Annotated in this window: 19 protein-coding genes, 5 pseudogenes and 1 CRISPR repeat array; of the genes and pseudogenes, 12 read left to right on the forward strand and 12 right to left on the reverse strand. The window is 44.1% G+C overall.

The window, feature by feature from the left end:
- Positions 1–22: 22 nt before the first annotated feature.
- The 6 genes and pseudogenes from JCM16159_RS12075 to JCM16159_RS12090 form a co-directional block, all read left to right on the forward strand.
- Positions 23–445 (forward strand): annotated as a pseudogene (locus JCM16159_RS12075) (electron transfer flavoprotein subunit alpha/FixB family protein); the annotation flags it as partial.
- A gap of 177 nt (positions 446–622) precedes the next feature.
- Positions 623–1009: a hypothetical protein gene (locus JCM16159_RS17755; RefSeq protein WP_243666843.1), complete on the forward strand. Its 387-nt coding sequence runs from the start codon at positions 623–625 to the stop codon at positions 1007–1009.
- 2 nt (positions 1010–1011) lie between these two features.
- Positions 1012–2649 (forward strand): (Fe-S)-binding protein, encoded by a 1638-nt coding sequence (locus JCM16159_RS12080; protein ID WP_243666844.1) that lies wholly within the window; start codon positions 1012–1014, stop codon positions 2647–2649.
- 45 nt (positions 2650–2694) lie between these two features.
- Positions 2695–2913 carry a hypothetical protein gene (locus JCM16159_RS17760; RefSeq protein WP_243666845.1) on the forward strand — a complete coding sequence of 73 codons (219 nt, stop codon included), beginning with the start codon at positions 2695–2697 and terminating at the stop codon, positions 2911–2913.
- Complete coding sequence (locus tag JCM16159_RS12085; protein WP_243666846.1) at positions 2874–3362, forward strand: AarF/UbiB family protein; 489 nt, start codon at positions 2874–2876, stop codon at positions 3360–3362. Before JCM16159_RS17760 ends, JCM16159_RS12085 begins: the two co-directional genes overlap by 40 nt.
- A 58-nt stretch (positions 3363–3420) precedes the next feature.
- On the forward strand, positions 3421–3873 hold the full coding sequence (locus JCM16159_RS12090; RefSeq protein ID WP_054857989.1) for a 30S ribosomal protein S15: 453 nt from the start codon (positions 3421–3423) through the stop codon (positions 3871–3873).
- A 12-nt stretch (positions 3874–3885) separates the two neighbouring features.
- Here the strand turns inward: JCM16159_RS12090 and JCM16159_RS12095 are convergent, their stop codons facing one another.
- From JCM16159_RS12095 to pgk, 4 genes and pseudogenes are all read right to left on the reverse strand, one after another.
- Positions 3886–4341 (reverse strand): UPF0179 family protein, encoded by a 456-nt coding sequence (locus JCM16159_RS12095; protein ID WP_054857990.1) that lies wholly within the window; start codon positions 4339–4341, stop codon positions 3886–3888.
- Between the two features lie 10 nt (positions 4342–4351).
- Entirely contained in the window at positions 4352–5392 is a 1041-nt protein-coding gene (locus tag JCM16159_RS12100; RefSeq protein ID WP_054857991.1) for a M42 family metallopeptidase, read from the reverse strand.
- A gap of 44 nt (positions 5393–5436) precedes the next feature.
- Positions 5437–6481, reverse strand: a pseudogene (locus JCM16159_RS12105) (type II glyceraldehyde-3-phosphate dehydrogenase).
- Positions 6482–6484: 3 nt separating this feature from the next.
- A complete protein-coding gene (gene pgk, locus JCM16159_RS12110) occupies positions 6485–7696 on the reverse strand; it encodes a phosphoglycerate kinase (protein ID WP_054857992.1) in 1212 nt (403 codons plus the stop codon).
- Between the two features lie 129 nt (positions 7697–7825).
- Here pgk and JCM16159_RS12115 point away from each other — a divergent pair, with 129 nt between their 5' ends.
- Complete coding sequence (locus JCM16159_RS12115; protein ID WP_054857993.1) at positions 7826–8419, forward strand: KH domain-containing protein; 594 nt, start codon at positions 7826–7828, stop codon at positions 8417–8419.
- On the opposite strand, the gene JCM16159_RS12120 is transcribed toward JCM16159_RS12115, so the two are convergent.
- From JCM16159_RS12120 to tes, 4 genes and pseudogenes are all read right to left on the reverse strand, one after another.
- Positions 8395–9075, reverse strand: coding sequence for a 30S ribosomal protein S3ae (locus JCM16159_RS12120; protein ID WP_243666847.1), 681 nt, complete (start codon positions 9073–9075; stop codon positions 8395–8397). The two genes, JCM16159_RS12115 and JCM16159_RS12120, sit on opposite strands and share 25 nt — an antisense overlap.
- 19 nt (positions 9076–9094) lie before the next feature.
- Positions 9095–9358: a KEOPS complex subunit Pcc1 gene (locus JCM16159_RS12125; RefSeq protein ID WP_054857994.1), complete on the reverse strand. Its 264-nt coding sequence runs from the start codon at positions 9356–9358 to the stop codon at positions 9095–9097.
- Complete coding sequence (locus JCM16159_RS12130; RefSeq protein WP_243666848.1) at positions 9355–10452, reverse strand: hypothetical protein; 1098 nt, start codon at positions 10450–10452, stop codon at positions 9355–9357. Before JCM16159_RS12130 ends, JCM16159_RS12125 begins: the two co-directional genes overlap by 4 nt.
- A 127-nt stretch (positions 10453–10579) precedes the next feature.
- Positions 10580–12296, reverse strand: a pseudogene (gene tes, locus JCM16159_RS12135) (tetraether lipid synthase Tes).
- 67 nt (positions 12297–12363) lie between these two features.
- On the opposite strand from tes, the gene JCM16159_RS17765 reads away from it, so the two are divergent.
- Together JCM16159_RS17765 and JCM16159_RS17770 are read left to right on the forward strand one after the other, a co-directional pair.
- Entirely contained in the window at positions 12364–12846 is a 483-nt protein-coding gene (locus tag JCM16159_RS17765; protein ID WP_243666849.1) for a TrmB family transcriptional regulator, read from the forward strand.
- Entirely contained in the window at positions 12843–13112 is a 270-nt protein-coding gene (locus JCM16159_RS17770) for a hypothetical protein (RefSeq protein WP_243666850.1), read from the forward strand. The genes JCM16159_RS17765 and JCM16159_RS17770 overlap by 4 nt, the downstream gene beginning before the upstream one ends.
- A gap of 1 nt (position 13113) precedes the next feature.
- Here the strand turns inward: JCM16159_RS17770 and serS are convergent, their stop codons facing one another.
- The gene (gene serS / locus JCM16159_RS12145) at positions 13114–14520 is read right to left on the reverse strand and encodes a serine--tRNA ligase (protein WP_054857996.1); all 1407 of its coding nucleotides are present in this window, start codon (positions 14518–14520) and stop codon (positions 13114–13116) included.
- 1093 nt (positions 14521–15613) lie between these two features.
- Positions 15614–15851: direct repeats of the CRISPR family, unit length 27 nt; unit sequence GAAGATTTCAATAGAATATTGAAAGTT.
- 179 nt (positions 15852–16030) lie between these two features.
- Between serS and JCM16159_RS12150 the strand changes: the two genes are divergently transcribed.
- Genes JCM16159_RS12150 through JCM16159_RS12160 form a run of 3 tightly spaced genes read left to right on the forward strand, consistent with a single transcriptional unit; the run spans position 16031 to position 16817 of the window.
- On the forward strand, positions 16031–16318 hold the full coding sequence (locus tag JCM16159_RS12150; RefSeq protein ID WP_054857997.1) for a hypothetical protein: 288 nt from the start codon (positions 16031–16033) through the stop codon (positions 16316–16318).
- Complete coding sequence (locus JCM16159_RS12155; protein ID WP_054857998.1) at positions 16300–16518, forward strand: hypothetical protein; 219 nt, start codon at positions 16300–16302, stop codon at positions 16516–16518. Before JCM16159_RS12150 ends, JCM16159_RS12155 begins: the two co-directional genes overlap by 19 nt.
- The gene (locus tag JCM16159_RS12160) at positions 16479–16817 is read left to right on the forward strand and encodes a hypothetical protein (protein WP_243666851.1); all 339 of its coding nucleotides are present in this window, start codon (positions 16479–16481) and stop codon (positions 16815–16817) included. The genes JCM16159_RS12155 and JCM16159_RS12160 overlap by 40 nt, the downstream gene beginning before the upstream one ends.
- A 25-nt stretch (positions 16818–16842) precedes the next feature.
- Here JCM16159_RS12160 and JCM16159_RS12165 read toward each other — a convergent pair.
- The 3 genes and pseudogenes from JCM16159_RS12165 to JCM16159_RS17780 all read right to left on the reverse strand — a co-directional run.
- A pseudogene (locus tag JCM16159_RS12165) lies at positions 16843–17747 on the reverse strand (3-methyl-2-oxobutanoate dehydrogenase subunit beta).
- A 5-nt stretch (positions 17748–17752) separates the two neighbouring features.
- On the reverse strand, positions 17753–18103 hold the full coding sequence (locus JCM16159_RS17775) for a hypothetical protein (protein ID WP_243666852.1): 351 nt from the start codon (positions 18101–18103) through the stop codon (positions 17753–17755).
- Positions 18103–18538 (reverse strand): annotated as a pseudogene (locus JCM16159_RS17780) (pyruvate ferredoxin oxidoreductase); the annotation flags it as partial. The gene JCM16159_RS17775 and the pseudogene JCM16159_RS17780, both read right to left, overlap by 1 nt.

Below are 18538 nucleotides of genomic sequence, written 5' to 3' on the forward strand. Positions count from 1 at the left end.
GCCCAAGGCTATTACGGGCATTAAGGTTGTCTCTACGGAGGAAAAACCCAAGGGTAAGGTTAGGATTGAGGATGCTGAGCTAATCGTCTCAGTGGGCAGGGGCTTCAAGAAGCAGGAGGATCTTAAGCTCGCCTTTGAGCTGGCTGAGGTTCTTGGGGCTGAGATTGGTTGTTCAAGGCCAATAGCCGCAGACCTTAAGTGGCTCAGTGAGGACCACTGGGTTGGCCTCAGTGGACATAAAGTCAGGCCAAAGCTATACATGGCGGTGGGCATTAGTGGGCAACCACAGCACCTTGCCGGTATGATGGAGTCAAAGACCGTAGTAGTGATAAACAGTGATCCCAATGCGCCATTCTTTAAGAATTGCGATTACGGCGTTGTAGAGGACCTATACAAGTTCGTTCCGGCACTAACAAAGAAGCTTCGTGAAATACTTAAGAAATAAGGAGATCAAATTTTAAGAATAGCAATTTTTAATAATTAATTATTTTATTACATTTTTATAACTATATTACTAAATATTAATAGGAGATAGTTTATAATTATTAATATTAATTAGAAAAGTAAAATATATAAAGTAAAATAAAATAATACTTTAAAAGATCATAACCTGTTCAACCTGATGGACTTATCCTACGTGTGCTACGCGGAATATTTTGGTCTACCTAAGATACCATCTATGGCCTCCGTATATAGTTTAGCGGCGTTATCTGTCGTACTATTTTTCTATTTCCTTAAGGTAAGGCTGAATAGGTATGGCATTGGGCTTTGGGAATTTATATTAATACTACTAAGAGGGTACAGAGCATGGATACCGTTTCTCTGGGACATAGCGACCCACAGGCGATTTACTAAGTATGAGGGCATTGGGGCAGTGGCTCACTTAATGATTCTATACGCGCTGTTACTTTCATTAATAGGTACTTTAATAGTGGCTGCCAATCAATACATAGGCATATTCACTGGCAAGGAAATATTTTGCGGGTACTTCTTCCTAGCTATAGCCTAATTATGGATATCACAGCGTGGGTTCTCTTCATAGGCTCTGCCCTGGGCATATATAGGGTTTTAGGCAGAAAGGAACTTTATACAAAGAACGAGTATTACACTAACATACTATTCCTCGCCGGCTTCATGTATCTGGCAGTGAGTGGCGCCGTAATTGAGAGCTACAGGTTCGTACAAATGGGCCTCTGGCGTTATTGGATGTTCATGCCAAACGCCCTGATACTATCCCCAATCAGCTCATCAAGCACCCTATACATGGTGATCTACTACACGCATTTCCCACTGGCGTTCATATTAATAGCTATAATACCACTCACGGCAATCTTCCACTCATTACTTGGACTTTACAACTACATAATTAATTACGGTAGACCACTGGGCGAACTAAACAAGCCCTTTGACTTGAAGGAATTAACGGCAGAATCAGCAACGGAGCTAAAGGTGGGCTTTTCGAATGTAGAGGAAATACCAAAAATGAGCAAGTTAGAGGCCATAGCATGTACAAATTGCTTTAGGTGCCAGGACGCTTGTCCTGCATATGCTGCAGGTAGACCCCTATCACCCATGATGATAATAACGAAGATAAAGCATGGACTCTACAATAGTAATGAGAGCAAGTTAATAGATGGTTCTATCGTAGATGATGAGTTATGGTCATGCACAACATGCGGTGCATGCATGAATACCTGTCCTGTCTACATAAGGCATGTTGATTACATACTCGACATGAGGAGGTACTTAGTCATGGTTAACATGAGGATGGACCAAAAGAAGTCAAGCCTATTACTTAATCTATCCCAGTACAATAATTCAATGGGCATGTCTAATTATGGTAGGCATGATTGGCTAAAGGAGCTAGGTGTCAAGACTGTCCAGGAAAACCCGAACTTTGAGCATCTGCTCTGGGTTGGTTGCATGGGTAGCTTTGATAATAGGGCGAGGGATATAATAAAGTCCCTAGTTGAAATTCTAAGGGAGGCAGGGCTCCTGGATAAGGTAGCCGTACTTGGTGACGAGGAAACCTGCTGCGGTGATCCGGCAAGGAGGCTTGGTGAGGAGAGTAGGTTCCAGGAACTTGCACTTAATAACATTGAATTATTCAAGAAGTACAATGTAAAAAGTATAATAACTATTTGCCCACACGGCTATAACACCTTCAAGAATGAGTATCCAAGGATAGACCCATGGATGAAGAATGTAAAGGTAATACACCATTCAGAATTCCTGGAACAATTAATTAGTGAGGGCAGGATAAAGGTGGGCAGAAATAACGCGGTCTTTACAATACATGATCCATGTTACTTGGCCAGACATAACGGTGTTGTTGAGCCTCAGAGAAACATTGTTATGAAACTCGGTGAGTTGAGGGAGACGAAGTACCACGGCACGCAAACCTTCTGTTGTGGTGCCGGTGGCGCTAATTATTGGTACGATGTGCCTGAGAAGAAGAGGATTAGTCACATAAGGCTTGAGCAGTTGATGGAGACGAATGCCCAAACAATAGTGACGCTATGCCCATTCTGCAATGCCATGCTCACCGATGCCGCAAGAATTAAGGGTGTTGAGGATAAGGTTAAGATATTGGATATATCCGAGATTATTAGAGCATCGGTAATTAAACAGCAAGAGATTAAGGCGTAGTTAGATTGTAAAAAAATATTTACCCAAATTATAACCATAAATTTAGTGAGCCGTAAACCCATAGCCATTGGGGCAGAGGCTGTACTTTACCTAGAGGATTGGCTAGGACTAACGGTACTTGTTAAGGAGAGAGTTCCAAAGGGCTATAGGGGTATCGAGTTTGATAATTATATCCGTAGGTCAAGAACCATTAATGAGGCTAGGGCTATGTTGAGGCTAGGGAGTTGGGCATACCCGTGCCCAGGATCTATGATGTCGACTTAGTAAGCATGAGAATTAGGATGGAATACCTAAATGGGATACCCCTGGTTAAGTTATTGGTGGATAATGAGAAAACCAATGATGTAATCATTAACTACGTAAGAACGATGGGTAATTACGTAGGCATATTGCACAGGAACGGTGTAGTACATGGAGATCCTACACCAGCTAATGCATTAATTGTTGGGGATAGGCTATATCTAATAGATTTTGGTTTATCAGAGGTTCTTGGTAGAACGCCCACTGCGCAAGATGTTAGGATACTATATAAGTTGGCTCTTGATCTTAATGTAGCCTTAAGATCTTTTGAGGCATTGCGTAAGGATCAAAGCCAGTTATTGTTCACGGAGTTCCTTAATGGGTATAGGGATGCCATGGGACCTGAATTAACGGGTAGGGTGCAGGCAATGGTTAATAGGTTAAGGAGGATGGTTAGGTATGCCGTCAGATAATTCATTCATTATTCCCACGAACAAATAAGCTTTAAAACTTCTCTAGATATCGATAGGCGTGCCTCACCGTAGTAAGCATAAGCATGGTAGGAGCGGAAGTACAAGGCCTGTGTCTAAGGTAACGCCTTCATGGGTTTCATATACGCAGGAGGAGGTTGAGCAGTTAGTCATTGAGTTAGCCAAGAGGGGCTTCTCACCATCAATGATAGGCATAATACTTAGGGATCAATATGGTATACCGCTTGTCAAGCCAATACTTGGTAAGAACATTACCGAGGTTCTTCAGGAACATGGACTGGCTCCGCAAATACCCGAGGATCTAATGAACTTAATTAGAAGGGCTGTGAAGATTAGGAAGCACCTCGAGGAACATCCAAAGGACCTAAGTGCGAGGAGGGGTTTAAACCTTGTTGAATCTAAGATACATAGATTGATTAAGTACTATAAGCGTGTTGGTAAGTTACCGCAGGACTTCGCATACACGCCTGAGGCATTCTCAATGCTTGCGTAGTGAGGAACAACTTTAATCAAGTGGTATTACTTCAGCCAGTACGTAATTCTCATTATCGCACTTAATTCGTTGAATCCCCCTCACAATTCTCACCTTAGTACCCTCCTTAAGCATATTATCATTGGGTAAGTACTTTCTGATATCATTACATGTAATTAATGACTTTGTGTATGTAGTCACAACACCCTCAATAAATAACTTAGCCGGTATAGGAATTACTATTGGAAGTTCCTCAGCGACTATTGGGACCATGTCCTCGCCCGTTAAAAGGCACTTGTTAGGTTGTGGCAGGCCAACATGCTTGACCTCAACAATTCTATAGACCCTACCTGGCTTGAGCCTAGCCACGCATATATTGAATAGTTTGCATTGTCTGCATTCATTTGGAATTGAATATAACCTAAAAGTCTTACCGATGATTGCTTGCTCCCTACCTATCAATGTCATTACTCTCTTAGTCTCCATCATTTCTCACTAATCAAGCTTTACTCCTAATTAAGTCGAGATTTAATAAGAGTGTTCTCAGTAAATTTTCAACTTGCCTTAGATCCTCAACGTTAATTAATGAAGCCGGTGAGTGTATGTACCTTGCAGGAGTTGATATTACCAATGATGGCACGCCAGTACCGTAGGTATGCACAATCCCCGCGTCTGTACCACCATACGGGTTAACCTGGACTTGGTACTTAACATTATTGCTCTCGGCGAGCTCGATGGCCGCTGATAATAGCCTAGGGTTAGCAATCATAGACCTATCATATGCCCTTAACGCAGCACCGCCGCCAATCCTTGTTATCCAAACATCTTCACTACTTGTTGGTACGTCAGCGGCAACCGTAGTCTCCACGATAAATGCCATGTGAGGATTAACCTGGTGAACAACCGCATTAATGCCCCTGAGGCCAACCTCCTCCTGGGTATTCCATGAGAAGTACAGCGATACGTCACCACTAACCTTATTCCTAATGTCCCTAAGTGTGTCTATTAGAACTGTGCAGCCAACCCTATTATCAAAGGCCTTACCTATAGCCACGGAACCCCTCTGCCTAAAATTACCAATAAACGTGCCCGGGGTGCCTGGCATTATGCCGTTCTTCAAAGCTTCGTCCTTACTGCTAAAGCCTGCATCGACGTATAACTCCTCAAACCTTGATGGGGGCTTCTCCTTACGTAAATGCGGTGGATCAACACCAACAACACCAACTATATCACCGCTCCTTCCCATGAACGCTAATTCCTTATCAAGGAGAGTCCATGGGTCTAAACCGCCGATAGGTATTATTCTTAGAAAACCTCTTTGGTCTATGTGGGAAACCATAACGCCAACCTCATCCATGTGCGCACTAATTAGGACCTTAAATGGGCCATTACCAACCCTGGCAATTAGGTTCCCCATGTTATCAATCATAATATCATCCACATAATCACTTATGAAACCCCTAATAACTCTCCTAACTCTATCTTCAAAGCCTGAAGGGCCGATCTCCATTGATAATCGGCCCAGTATGTCTATGTCCATACAAGTGCAGGGATTGTCTAGACTTAAAAATTTTGAACCTGTGATTAAGCTAGGTTATAATTCTTACCTGTAGCTACAAGATTAAGCATCAAATCTGTCTTCTTAATCGAGTCCCACTTACTGGAGAGCTTGAACATGGCTCTCACGGCATCTATGTTCTCAGGAACCACAATACTTTCCTGGTGAACACCCTGCATTAGGAAAAGCTCGTTCTGGAACACGGTTATTGAGTCCTCAATTACCGCATTCTCCATAACATCACCCCTAAGCTACCCATGTCCCTGGCCCACTCAATTATTTGCGCAAGGGATTCGAACCTCCTTGACGCCGAGTTGAACAACAATATCCTAGGTGTCTCCTCAAGAACCTTCATAACCTCGCCCTTACTTACCTGACCATCAAACTCTATGTTGACCATGTGTAGGTGCATCATTGTCGTGGGTACTGCAACGGCCATAGTTATTATATCTATGGTCGGTATTACCGTCTGCACGTCAGGTCCATGATGACTGGGCACCGTTGCAGGATTAAAAACAACATCATTGATTGGGCCCTTCTTGTGTTCCCTAGGATCGGCCCCCCTCCTCACTAAGTATGCCCTAACTCTCCTTACCCTATAGCCATGGATCAGGAAGGCGCTTATTAATCTCGAGAGAGCCGTTGTATTGCAACTAACTACCCTAACAAACCTCTTGCCAACGGCACATCGTAATTAGCAAGCGCGTTAAAACTTACCTCGGCTACCTCGGCCTCCTCACCACCCTGGAATATGGCCCTTAATCCAGCTGGTTCGTAAATTTTAGCCCTATTCTCCGCGCCAACGCCGTCTGGCGTTGCGTCAATAATTACATCAACGTTCTTAATAAGGTCATTAACAGTCCCCGCGACTTTAATCCCGGCCTTCTCGAACTTACTAACCCTATCTTCATAGGTATATAACTTAATGCCCTTACCTATGGCAACCTCACCCTCATAATCGGGCGTTTGCTTAATCACACCAACTAGCTCCATATCATCCATCCTCATTACCGCGTCGGCAACCCTCTTCCCAATTGTTCCATAACCCATTATGCCTACTTTAACAACCATGGCTCACACCCAGAACCTCGATTTCGATAGCTCAAGAGCCTTAATACCGGGTAGGTATGGATCTGCAAGGAACTGGATAAATGCTCTACCGCCAGTGGATACATGGCTTATCCTGTTTATTAATCCAAACCTCTTGGCCGACATTATTGTGTGGCCACCACCAATTACTGTGAATTGGGCATTATCAACCATAGCCTTCATAACGTCTTTCGTACCTACCGCAAACTGGTCAACTTCAACTAAACCAAGCGGCCCCGTCATTATTGCAATATCGGTTGTTTCCAGGTAATTAATAAATAAATCAATGGTCGCAGGTCCTATGTCAAGCATTGACTGCGCGTTGCTTGGCTCAATCACCTTACCATCAGCTTGAACGGCATCCATCGGGAGTACGACTTTATCACTGAATAATTTCATAATATCCATGGCATCATTCATCACATTCTGATCAACCTTAACATTACTAAGTAACTTATTATTACCGTATCTCAGGGCTAGGAATAATTGACTAACTAAGCCGCCAATCAATACCTTGTTAACTAAGTTCTTGCTTAATAGTGTCTTAATGGTCTTCACAGTTTCGGGAACCTTCGCACCGCCTGCTATCAATACTGTGGATACACCCCTCATGTTAAGCACCTTACCTAGCGCATTAACCTCATTCTCCATAATAAGTCCCATACAACTTGGCAACACGTACGGGAACCCCACAATACTAGGCTGCGATCTATGTGCCGTGGCAAAGGCATCAAGAATGAAGTAATTAAATAATGGCGCTAACTTCCTCACTAGGTATGTATTTGCGAGCTTTTGCGGCTCTCCCTCAATGACCTCTTCACTGATGAACCTAAGGTTATCGAGCATTAACACCTCACCAGGCCTTAACTTACTTATTTCCTCACGTGCCCTGGGCCCTATTACATCATCTATAAAGCGCACATCCATGCCCAGGTACTTACTAAGCGCCTTAGCATGTGTTTCAAGGGACACAAACTCTGGGTCTCCGGGCCTGCCCTGGTGCGTTATTACAACGACTGGTAGGTCTGAATCAACGAGGTACCTAATGGTCCTTGAATGAGCCTCAATCCTATATTCATCAAGTATTTCGCCAGAGTCCCTATTTATTGGAACATTCATATCGACCCTAACTAACACCCTACCCTTACTGCATAGGTTTATTGTTGGGAGTGAACTGGGTAAACTGGGTAAACTCATACTACTCAGTTCTGACTAGGTACTATATTTAAAATTTTCCTACCATAGTAATAATTATAATTATTAATAATTTACAAACTCACGGAGAAAGCAAGATTTTTAATCCGAAGAGGTTATGTAAATGGGAACATGATAAGTGATTACATGAAGGGTGGCTTTAGACTCGTGGTTGAGAAGAATAGGTTGAAGGCGATCAGCGATTCGGTAAAGGCAATTGAGGAGGAATTTGGTGTTAAGGTAATTATTGATAATGATAAAGGTGAGGTTACGATAATTCCAGGTAGTAATACAAACTTTGATCAGTTGATGAAGGCTAAGAATATAATTGAGGCCATATCATACGGCTTTGATTATAATGATGCCCAAAACCTAAGGAGTGATGATTATACCCTTGAGATAATTGATTTGAGGGACTATGTCGATAAGGATAAGTCCAACCACATTAGTAGGATTAAGGCTAGGATAATTGGTGAGGATGGTAGGGCCAAGAGGGTTCTTCAGGAATTAACGGATACGAATATAGCGATTGGTGATAAATACATAGCAATACTTGGTCTCTATGAGAATGTTAAAGTAGCTAGGGAAGCCATAGAGATGTTGATTCGCGGTAGGCAGCATACCACTGTGTATAGGTGGATCCAGAATTGGAGGAGGGAGAGTAGGTATAGGGAGTTAATGGAGAGATTGAGCAGGACTTATTATGAGGAAGGTGATGAGGGTTGAGACACTGCTTCTGTAACCTTAACAGTCTCGCCGGCCGGCTTAACCTCGCCACCAGTTGGGTATCTTAATACCTTTATCTTGAAAACCTCAACCTTCCTTAAGGGGTATATCCTCTTACCAACGGCAAATAATTGATTGCTAATATCGCCAAATACTGCGGCCTTTATAAAACCATTAAAGTCAACCTTGCCCGCAACCTCATTTAATGCCTTTGAAAACTCACTCCTAATGGCTCTCTTTTGACTTGATTTACATCTTGTTGGTGTCATTGCCAATATTGTAACCCTAAGTAACGCGTTATCCGTGGTATTTATATCCTGAATTAGCTGTATGAGACTGGAGCCTCTTCTAATTAGGCTCTTTACGTAATCTCTCGTCAATTCCATGCCCTTAAACCTTGTGTAAGCCTTCTCACCCTCAACTTTGTCTATTTGGAATCTTAACTTTATGTGTAAATGACCGAGATCTCTCGTTATGTCAAATAATGTAACCTCTATGGTCCTGCCAATAAGCGCGTTAGGTTCATTAGCAGGTATCTCACCAAGTTCTATCCCGTTAAATAAAGCGGGCGCGTATACAATGTACCATTTCTTGATCATCCACTTACCTGTCTTAACCTGCTTCTGCTCAGACACGTTGGTCTTATCGACAATCAAAAAAACCCTTTTTATATTTTTACCTTCCTAACTTATTGAGGGATTCCATCACTACCCTAAGGCTCCTAATGAAATCGTCGATTGTATTATAAACACTTAATATTCTATCGCTCTCTATATTATACGTAACTTCATAAATTAATTTACCATCAATGCATTTAATTATTGACGACAAGCCAGGCGGTAGTTCTTTTTCGTCAGGTAATAATGAAGACACGGCTACTTGGCATTCATCAATGGACTTCATCGTGATTTCAAGAGTAACCCTGCCTCTTATAATCATTGTCTCAAGCCTCTTACTGCTATTGAGTAATTACCACGTTTGAACACTAATTCGGCGTCCGTAACGTCCTCATTAAATGCACAAATTAATTGTGTTTCTTCATTTTCCAATAGGAAGATTTTATTCTTACTCTCGGTTTTGAAACCAATGATTGAGCATAATCTATCAATTAATGTTAATGGTTGATAACCTTGCCTAACCATAATACTGTCCTTATCTAGTTGACCTACAAGCTCACCAAATATGGCCATATATCTAGTGATTAAGTTATCCATAGTCTTAATACTCTGTGGATTAAGTACCGGATTTAATAAACCACCTGCATATTCCCAAAGCACTAATTGGGACTCTACGGCTAATATGGACTCTAGAACGTCAAAATCCGTATTGACCCACTTCCTATGCATAAGCACGAGTTTATCAAGGTAATCACCTCTAAATCCAGTCCTCAGCATGAAATCACCAATATATTTTAACAATGCCATCACTTCTCCCTCATTAAGCTCCTTATACGTTGCATCAGTTCTCTTGGTGATTGCCTTTACGAGATTCTTAGCCTCCTTCTCATTACCAGTAATTCCAGGTATTACTGGTGAGAATGCGCGTGAAAGTGAAATACTTAGTGATAGCCTAAGTATGCCAGGTAATGCTGGATAATTAATGAGTTCAGTTGTTAGCCATCCATTAAATAATGAAGTATTGTAGTCAGGTGTTACGGAAAATTCGTGGATAACGGCTGTTTCTAAGAACCTTATTGAATCTTGGCTTAATTCATTATTTAGTAATTGCCATATTAGTTGGGGCATCGATTCGTTGAATTCAAGGTAAGCATCAGTATCGACCCAATCAATGCCTTCCCTACCAATTATAAGCGTCTTTTTTTCCATTGACGCATTCGCCAATTCATTGAGTCTCATGACCACTGGCGGGTCAATAAGTAGTATTGAATTATACCTGCCTATTACATCCCTCCTTAAGTCGTTTAATGAATCCAGCGTTAATAGTGTTACGTGTGTTAACAAACCCCTCCTAAATCTCTCCATTAATAGGGCTATGGCTGAAAATAGAGAGTTTATGAATGGTGGCACTACCATTAGTAAGCTATCTGATGAATTAATAATAGAATCCAAAACGACTTTACTCTTTGATTTCACATAATGCAATACGAAAATACTTATTTTAATAATTACTTAGGTGTGGGATTAATAAATACGGAATAAATCATATATAAACCGCGGTGTTCTTTGCAAGCTTTATCTTAAGCCAGTCCTTCACATCCATCTTAAAGCTGTGCTCAACCTTATCCCTGTGGAAGTTATTCATTGTGCAGAAGGGTATTATCCTACCGTCAGGCGTTGCGTAGTGTATATCGCACCTCTGGACCCTATGTACATCGAAGTTAAAGACATCCATGAAGTGCATTATCCCGAGTCCAATCACGTTAAACATCACCTGACCCAGCGATTCATAGTCCTTCTTTATCAGGAAATTAGCGAGTATGTTCCTAAAGCTCTTGTGCTTAACGTATCTGAGCAACTTTAAGGTTTCCACAGCGGCTATTCCCCTCCAAACACCGCCTCTAACGGCCTTGCCGTGTATGTCCCAGACGGCCTTTTCGAAGCCATCAACATCGACGATTTTCGTTATTGGGAGTATTTCCTTAGTATCCTGGTCATAGTAAATAAACGTTGATGCTCCGCAAATCGGGTTATTGCCGAATATCGGCTTTGGACTACCTGTTATTGCCTCAACAAGCTTACCAAGGGCCACGGGCCAATTAACCGGTCTCCAATCCCACCTACTAATCTTACCACCTGTCTGTTCCTCAATCTCGATAAGCACATCGGGTATTGTGATCCTAAATTGCCTAATCTCCTCGGGACTATACTCCTTAGCTCTGCCCGCGAAGGCCACAGGCTGTATATTAATCCACCTAACCACATCCCTATTCTCAACCGCGAAGTCAATTATCTTACCAATATCCTTATCATTGTAGTTCCTGGCCATCGTAACCACTAAAACCACGGACCTATGACCAAGCTTCCTGGCGTTCTCAATAACCTTCTTCTTAACGGCCGCATACGCCTGGGGTCATAAAGCCTATGTCTCCATACACCCTGATTATTAGGGTCTATAGTATCAAATTGTAGATAAATCGTTGACATACCGGCATCCAATAACTTCTTGTAGTAGTCAATATCATTTGCAAGCCTTATACCATTAGTATTAACCTCAATGTGATCAAAGCCGAGCGCCTTAGCCATCCTAATAATTTCTGGCAAATCATTCCTTAGTGTTGGTTCACCGCCACTAAATTGAATGGCATTTGGCGCCCAAGGCTTCTGAGCCTAAGGGTCCTGAGCATGTATTCTATTTGTTCGAGCGTTGGTTCATATACGTAACCAGCTGCGTAGGCGTTGGCAAAGCACACGGGGCACTTCATGTTGCATCTATTTGTCACGTCAATTATTGCAAGTACAGTATTTGTCTTATGAACGGGGCACAATCCGCAAGCGAAGGGACAACCGCTGGTGGTTACATAGTAGTTCAGGTCAGTATTGGGATTTGCAGTGCCCTTACCGATGTATTCAGGGGCATCCCATTGGAGGAAGTAGTAGTAAAGCTCAGCATCGCCCCAGTACAGGTCCCTGAAGGTTCCGTGTTCTGGGCAAGTCTTCTTTAGCCATATTGCCCCATCCTCCTCATAAACAACCATTGGTATCTGCCTACTGCAGACCGGGCACACGGATACCGAGACCTTAACAACCCTAACATGGTTAGGCAAACCAAATTGCTTCTTCCACATTTGCTGGAGTCTCTCATTTTCTAGGGTATTCCTGTAGTGCTTAGGCAATTTAAACCTACTTAAATTCACAAGGGGCTTTCTTGGTCTTTGTGCTTCAATTAGTTCTGTTTTCGCCGCCACTACTTGAACCATTACGGAACTTGAGGGTTAATTATTTAAAAGCTTTGTCACCAATTGATACTCTCAGAAGTGTTTTAGTATGAGCATTGAGAAGAGACTTCAAGAACTTGCTAGGCTCATTGGATTGACTAGTTATGATATAAAGGCCTACATTGCTCTTGTGGAGAACGGTCCATTAACCGCTAGGGACGTTGCATTAAAGGCTAGTATTCCTTCATCGAAGGTTTACTCAGTGCTTCATAAACTATACAGGTTAGGTTACGTTGAAATTGATGACAAGAAGAGACCCGAGTTATTCTATGCCGTGTCTCCAACGGACATATTCAATAGATTAATACAGAGATTTTCTGATTACGTTAATTCAATAAAGCCATTAATAGATTCATTGCAGTTAATGTATGAATCGACATATAAGGGCAGGGTAACCGCCCAAAGCGAACTGCTTTACGTTGTTAGAGGACTTGATAGCACTAAGGAGTTAATAATGAAATCCATGGGTTATGGCAATCTTGACGTTGCAACACCGTACATAGAGCTGCTTGACCATAGGTATTATCTATGATCGAGGACATATCGCGCAATAACGAGACCAGATTATTAGTTTCCCGCGACATAATTCATCACATTAAGGACTTACCACCTAGAATACATATCAGGGTTAGAGATAAGCTATTTGGCGGTGGCTTTATAGGTATTGGTGGTGTAGTCCTTATAATTAAACATGGTATAGACTACATAAGCTTATACTCAAGGCAGGATTACATAATTGATATTGCAAAAACATACTTTAATAATTTATGGAATGATGCTGAGGTTTTTCAGCGGTGATTTACTCGATAATTGGGTTACCCTTATCATCCCTCTTAACCTTCTTTCTAGGATAAATTGCGTCAGTTGGTCCCTTGCTAAATATCTCTAGATACTTCCTCAGTACCTTGGGTATTACCACGGTGCCATCAGGTTCCTGGTAGTTCTCAAGTATTGCCGTTATAGCTCTCGTGCTCGCTATGGCCGTTGAGTTAAGGGTATGCACGAACTCCCTCCTCATGTCCTTCCTGAGAACCCTGATCCCAAGCTTTGCGGACTGCCAGTCAGTACAATTGCTGCATGATACCATTTCCCTGTACATTCCCTGGGCAGGCATCCAAACCTCAAGGTCGTACTGCTTAGCGGCGCACCTGCCCATGTCGTGTGCACAAAGTAATACTACTCTATGCGGTAGGCCAAGGCCTTGCCACAGCTCCTCTGCATTCCTTATCAATTCCTCATGCCACTTCCAACTCTCCTCAGGTAATGAAAACACGAACTGCTCAACCTTATGGAACTGGTGAACCCTGAAGATACCCTTCATATCCCTATTACCCGCACTGGCCTCCCTCCTGAAGCTCGGTGATACTCCAACGAATAGTAATGGTAATTGGTCCTCAAGGAGCTCCGTATGCCTTAGATAGGCGGCTATTGGGTGTTCCGCAGTGCCTATTAGGTATAGGTCCTCATTCTCCACTTTATATACCATGTCCTTGAAGGTCTCCATGTCTAGTATCTCGGAAAGGACCTCGTACTTCAGCATGTATGGTGGAAGCACGAGTCTGAAGCCCTTCTTGGTCATGTGGTCAATAGCGTAAGCTAGCAGTGCCATATCAAGCATCACCAAGTCATCAAATAAATAGTAAAACCTTGATCCAGCCACCTCACCGGCCTTGAGGGTATCGCCCATATTAAGCACAAGCTCGAGCATATCGGCATGCCCAATGGGTTTCCAATCAATGGCTTCATACGGTACATTGAAACCAAAGCGTTCTGTTTGGTCCTTGAAGTCCTTTAGGTAGCTAACCCAAACCTTGGGCGTTCCATAGAACCTGACCGGTATTGAATCAACACCCTCCGGGCAATTGTAGGGTACACTTTCATGAACAAGGTTCGGTATTGACCTAAGCACCCTCTCCCTCTCCCTCTCAACACTTCCTAACTCCTCCTCCCTCCTCTGAATCTCATTCAGTAATTCCTTAGCCTCCATTATCTTCCTCTCCCTCTCAGCACCACTCAACTTACTAACCTCCCTGGTGATTACGTTATGCCTATGCCTCAGTTCATCAATCCCTGCCTTAAGGCTTCTCCACTTACTATCCAATTCGATGAACCTATCAACAACGCTAACGTCCATCCTCCTCTTTTTAAGTGAGTCCTTGACAATGTCTGGTCTATTCCTCAATGCATCCAATAAGCTCCAGCTCATTACGGTTCTAGGACTTGCATAAATTATTAAATTTTATTTGAAATGATTATTTGAAAATCTCAGCTAACTTGAGTATTAAGTCCCAGTACCTCCTCGTGCATCCTTTTCAGCACCTCACAGACTTTCCTCGCGAGTTCTTTGTCCCTCCTTATTTCATACATAGGCATATAAACTTCAAAATATCCATGTCTTCATCGGTCTCAGCCCAGCATTGTAGCAAGCTCTCTTGAGTCTCTCCCAAATAGCCTTGCCTCCCCATAGTCCCTACGCCAAGTCCTGAGCTCTATTGTTCCGCACGATAGGTAATAGCGATAGGATCGGTTAATTCGACCCAGTTAATATTACGTCGTTGCTCGCCATTGCATTGAATGTTATTACCAACGCCTGGGGTTTTGGGATGAAAAATAAGGGTGCGGTTTACGTTTTGATTTAGGGATTCTTGTCTCTTCAGGCGGTTTTGAGTGGGCATTCGTCGGGCGGTTCTTCCCTAGCGCGTAGCCTAATGCCTAATGCCCAATCGCCGTCCGCCGTGCGTGGTCTGCTGTTTCGTGGTGTGTGGAGGGGCGTGTGATGAGCCTAATGAGCCACGAATGATGAACCTAATGGGTCACATCAACATGTCGCTCCGCACCTCGGCTTGAGGACGTCGCTGCTCAATGCCTTCACGTCCTTGCCCATGACCTCGAGGTAATTCCCGCCGTAAAACACTAGGTGGTTAACGACGATCTTGCGCCCGAGGTCGGCACATGCGGTGGATCAGGGCTAAGTAAATGTCCGCATAATGCGCTAAGGACTGTTGAGCATGCACGGTGCCGTGCACGCCCTCGGCGTGGGTAGGTGTTGCTGAGTAGCGTTGTGGGCATGGGGTTGGTGCATGGATTCGTGCACGCAAACCATTTTACAAGGCATTAAGCACCGTGAGAACAAACTCGGCATTGCGGAGTTGAAACTCCGTGGGAACAAAAATTCAATCCCCAATAAAGACCGTGGGAACAATCACGAACCGCAAGCATTAGGAGCAGAAACACGTCCCAACGAAGCCAAAACACCAAGGAGGAAAAACTTAAAAAGAGAAAAATAAACAAACGAGACGGAGGATTTCAATAGAATATTGAAAGGTCATCCATCTCCGCCTTGGCGACCTCCGCGAACTTAAGCAGAAGATTTCAATAGAATATTGAAAGTTAGGGGTACGTAGTTCGATTTTATGCATGCCTTCTCCTCGGGGGTGAAGATTTCAATAGAATATTGAAAGTTGAGTATGCTCGTAATCCTTAAACGGGCCCAGGACAGCGGGCATGAGGGAGGATTTCAATGGGGTGTTGAGGGTTGTGGATGTTCGTTGTTGAGGCGCATTGCCGTATTGCCGCGCCCCAACGGTTATTGATCGAGGCTACCCTTCGCCTGGCTGATCGCCTGGCCTAGAAAGAACTACATGTGCATAGAGGCTTGGGCCTCAACGATGGTGATGTAAGTATCGCATGGCAATTAAGGCTACTGACCATAGGGCGTGTTCAAGGACAAGGCCGAGGTCGCCGAGGAAGCGAGCAGGCTCGGCGATGAGGAGTTCCCAACGTTCACGCTGTACGTAGTGCTCGGCGATGGTGGTGTGAACGTTAAGGAGAAGAGGGTTAGGCTATACATGGGTAGGTCGAAGCTCGAGTTGTGGAGAGACATAATCGATAGGCTGGAGGATCTCGGGTTTGGGATGGACAGCGATTATGGGCGTGCAGTAGCTACGCGGTTTGGTCTTCCAAAGCCATTGAGCTGGCTAGGAAAATGCTCAGCGACTGCCTAATCAAAGCCTTAGTTGAGGACTTAGCCCAATTGCCGGATGCCGAGAAGCCTAGGCGTTTGGTGGCGTTGGCGGGCATGGAGCCCAAGCCATTGGGCAGGTCGATGGTTGAGGTCATTGATGGCGTTAAGATGAGCGTCCAAGTGAATAACAGCGCACTGTCGTGCTTAGGGCTTGGCGTAGGGACTATGGAGATGCAATAGCGATTTTAGAGGCGCTTAGGAGGGCTGGCTACAATGCCGAGTTAAGGCCGTTAGGAGGTGGATTTGAAGTCTACATGGGCATGCGCGAAATAAAGAGAGACCCCGAGCTAGTGACTAAGGTCTGCGAAGTATTGAAAAGAATGCGCGAGAAGACAGTAAATAAGGGAAAGGAGTGGAGGGTAAGGGCAATAGCAAGGGCGATGGCGAGGTTGAACTGCCCCGCCCAGGGCCCACGGGCCCAAAACAAACAACAAAATACAGTCATTATCAACCGCGTGGTGGGCCCGCCGGGACTTTAAGGACATTAATACGCAGTTCATGGTTTTAACCAAAGGCCTCGGCAAGCCTTATTAGGAGGTTCCATTGTCTGTCTATCTTCTCCTCCATGATCTTTATATCCTCAGGCTTAAGGTGCGCGAACCTACCCTGTATCTTTATGTACTCCTCCAACGGCTTCCTCCTAGACTTATCCTTGTATGGAAGGCTTGGCGGACTTATCGTCAACTTGCCCTGGTTATACTCCCATAGAACCCAGGCACCGGTCTCAACAGCGAGCCTAGCCGCCCTAATTGTGTATGAATCATCCATCTTCCAGCCTGGTGGGCATGGCGCATGGAGGTGTATGAACCTAAAGCCTTTGACCTGCATCGCCCTCCTAACCTTGTCAATGAAGTCCATTGGGTAGCAATACTTGCCGTGGCTACATAGGGCACCTTATGCATGAGCATTATCAACGCCACATCCTTCCTATCCTCAGTCTTACCCCTTGGCGATGTTGTTGTCCAAGCCATCCAAGACGTTGTGCCACTTGCCTGTATTCCCGTGTTCATGTAGGCCTCATTATCAGCCATCACATATAGAATGTCCTCATTCCTATACGCAGCACCGCTTAATGTGGCGAAGCCAATATCCGCGGTTGCGCCATCACCAGCCCAAACAACCACAGGCCCATTAATGCCTCTCTGCCTAACAGCCCTCACCAAGCCGCTAGCTACCGCTGGGCTTGATGCGAATGGCACATGAAGTACAGGCACTGTGTATGCTGTGTATGGTGCGGAGCCAGGTATTACACTTGAGCACCCCGCCGGTATCACCATGACGAACTTGCCGTCAAGGGCCATAGCCAACTGCCTCATACCAACTTGCAATGGGCAGCCAGGGCATGCTGCGGTGCCTGGCATGATAAACTTAGTCCTGCCGTACTTATGTAGTTCAGTTATGGTGACCATGCACATCACCTCTCAATCTTAGGTATATACCAATACTTCCTAACCCTCACTAGGCCCTCGCGTTCGCTTTTATCTAAAAAGTCCTTCATTATTACCTTAAATTCATCGGCTGAAACGTCGAATCCGCCAAGACCAGCTAGGACGCCCTCGAAGGAGATGTTACTCGGCACCAAGCCACTGATTTCACTTGCTAACACACCGCCCATACCCACTGAGTAATCCCTATCAAATACTATGACACCCTTCACGCCATTAATCCAGCCAGTAATGTCCTCCTCAGGAAATGGCCTTATGTACCTAATCCTCAACAAACCAATTGGGTAACCCTCATCCCTAAGCCTATCAATTGCGTTCATTATATCCCCACTCCACGCACCCATTGATACGCTAGGTACTTAGCATCACTACACCTGTAGCACTCGGTCAATGGCCCATACCTCCTACCCGTTAACTTACCGTACTCATTGTAAACCTCCGAAATGACCTTCTTCGCTGACTCCATAGACTCATCCATGTATTTCTTAAGTAATGCGTGGTAGACGTCATTACCAGGCAAGTTACCCATTGTGATAGCCTCACCACCAGGCTCAATAGTATATGGGACCCTTGGATTCCTAGATGGTAACCAAGCATCCACATCCTCTTGCGATGGTACATCTAGGGGCTCCGCCGTATGGCTAAGTATGAATCCATCAAGCCCAACAGCTACCGGTAATAATACTCTATCATTCTCACTTATCTTGAAGGCTGTTAATGTCATGTCAAAGGCCTCCTGCACGTTCTGAGCCATG

The sequence above is a fragment of the Vulcanisaeta sp. JCM 16159 genome (assembly GCF_001316265.1).
GTDB lineage: Archaea > Thermoproteota > Thermoprotei > Thermoproteales > Thermocladiaceae > Vulcanisaeta.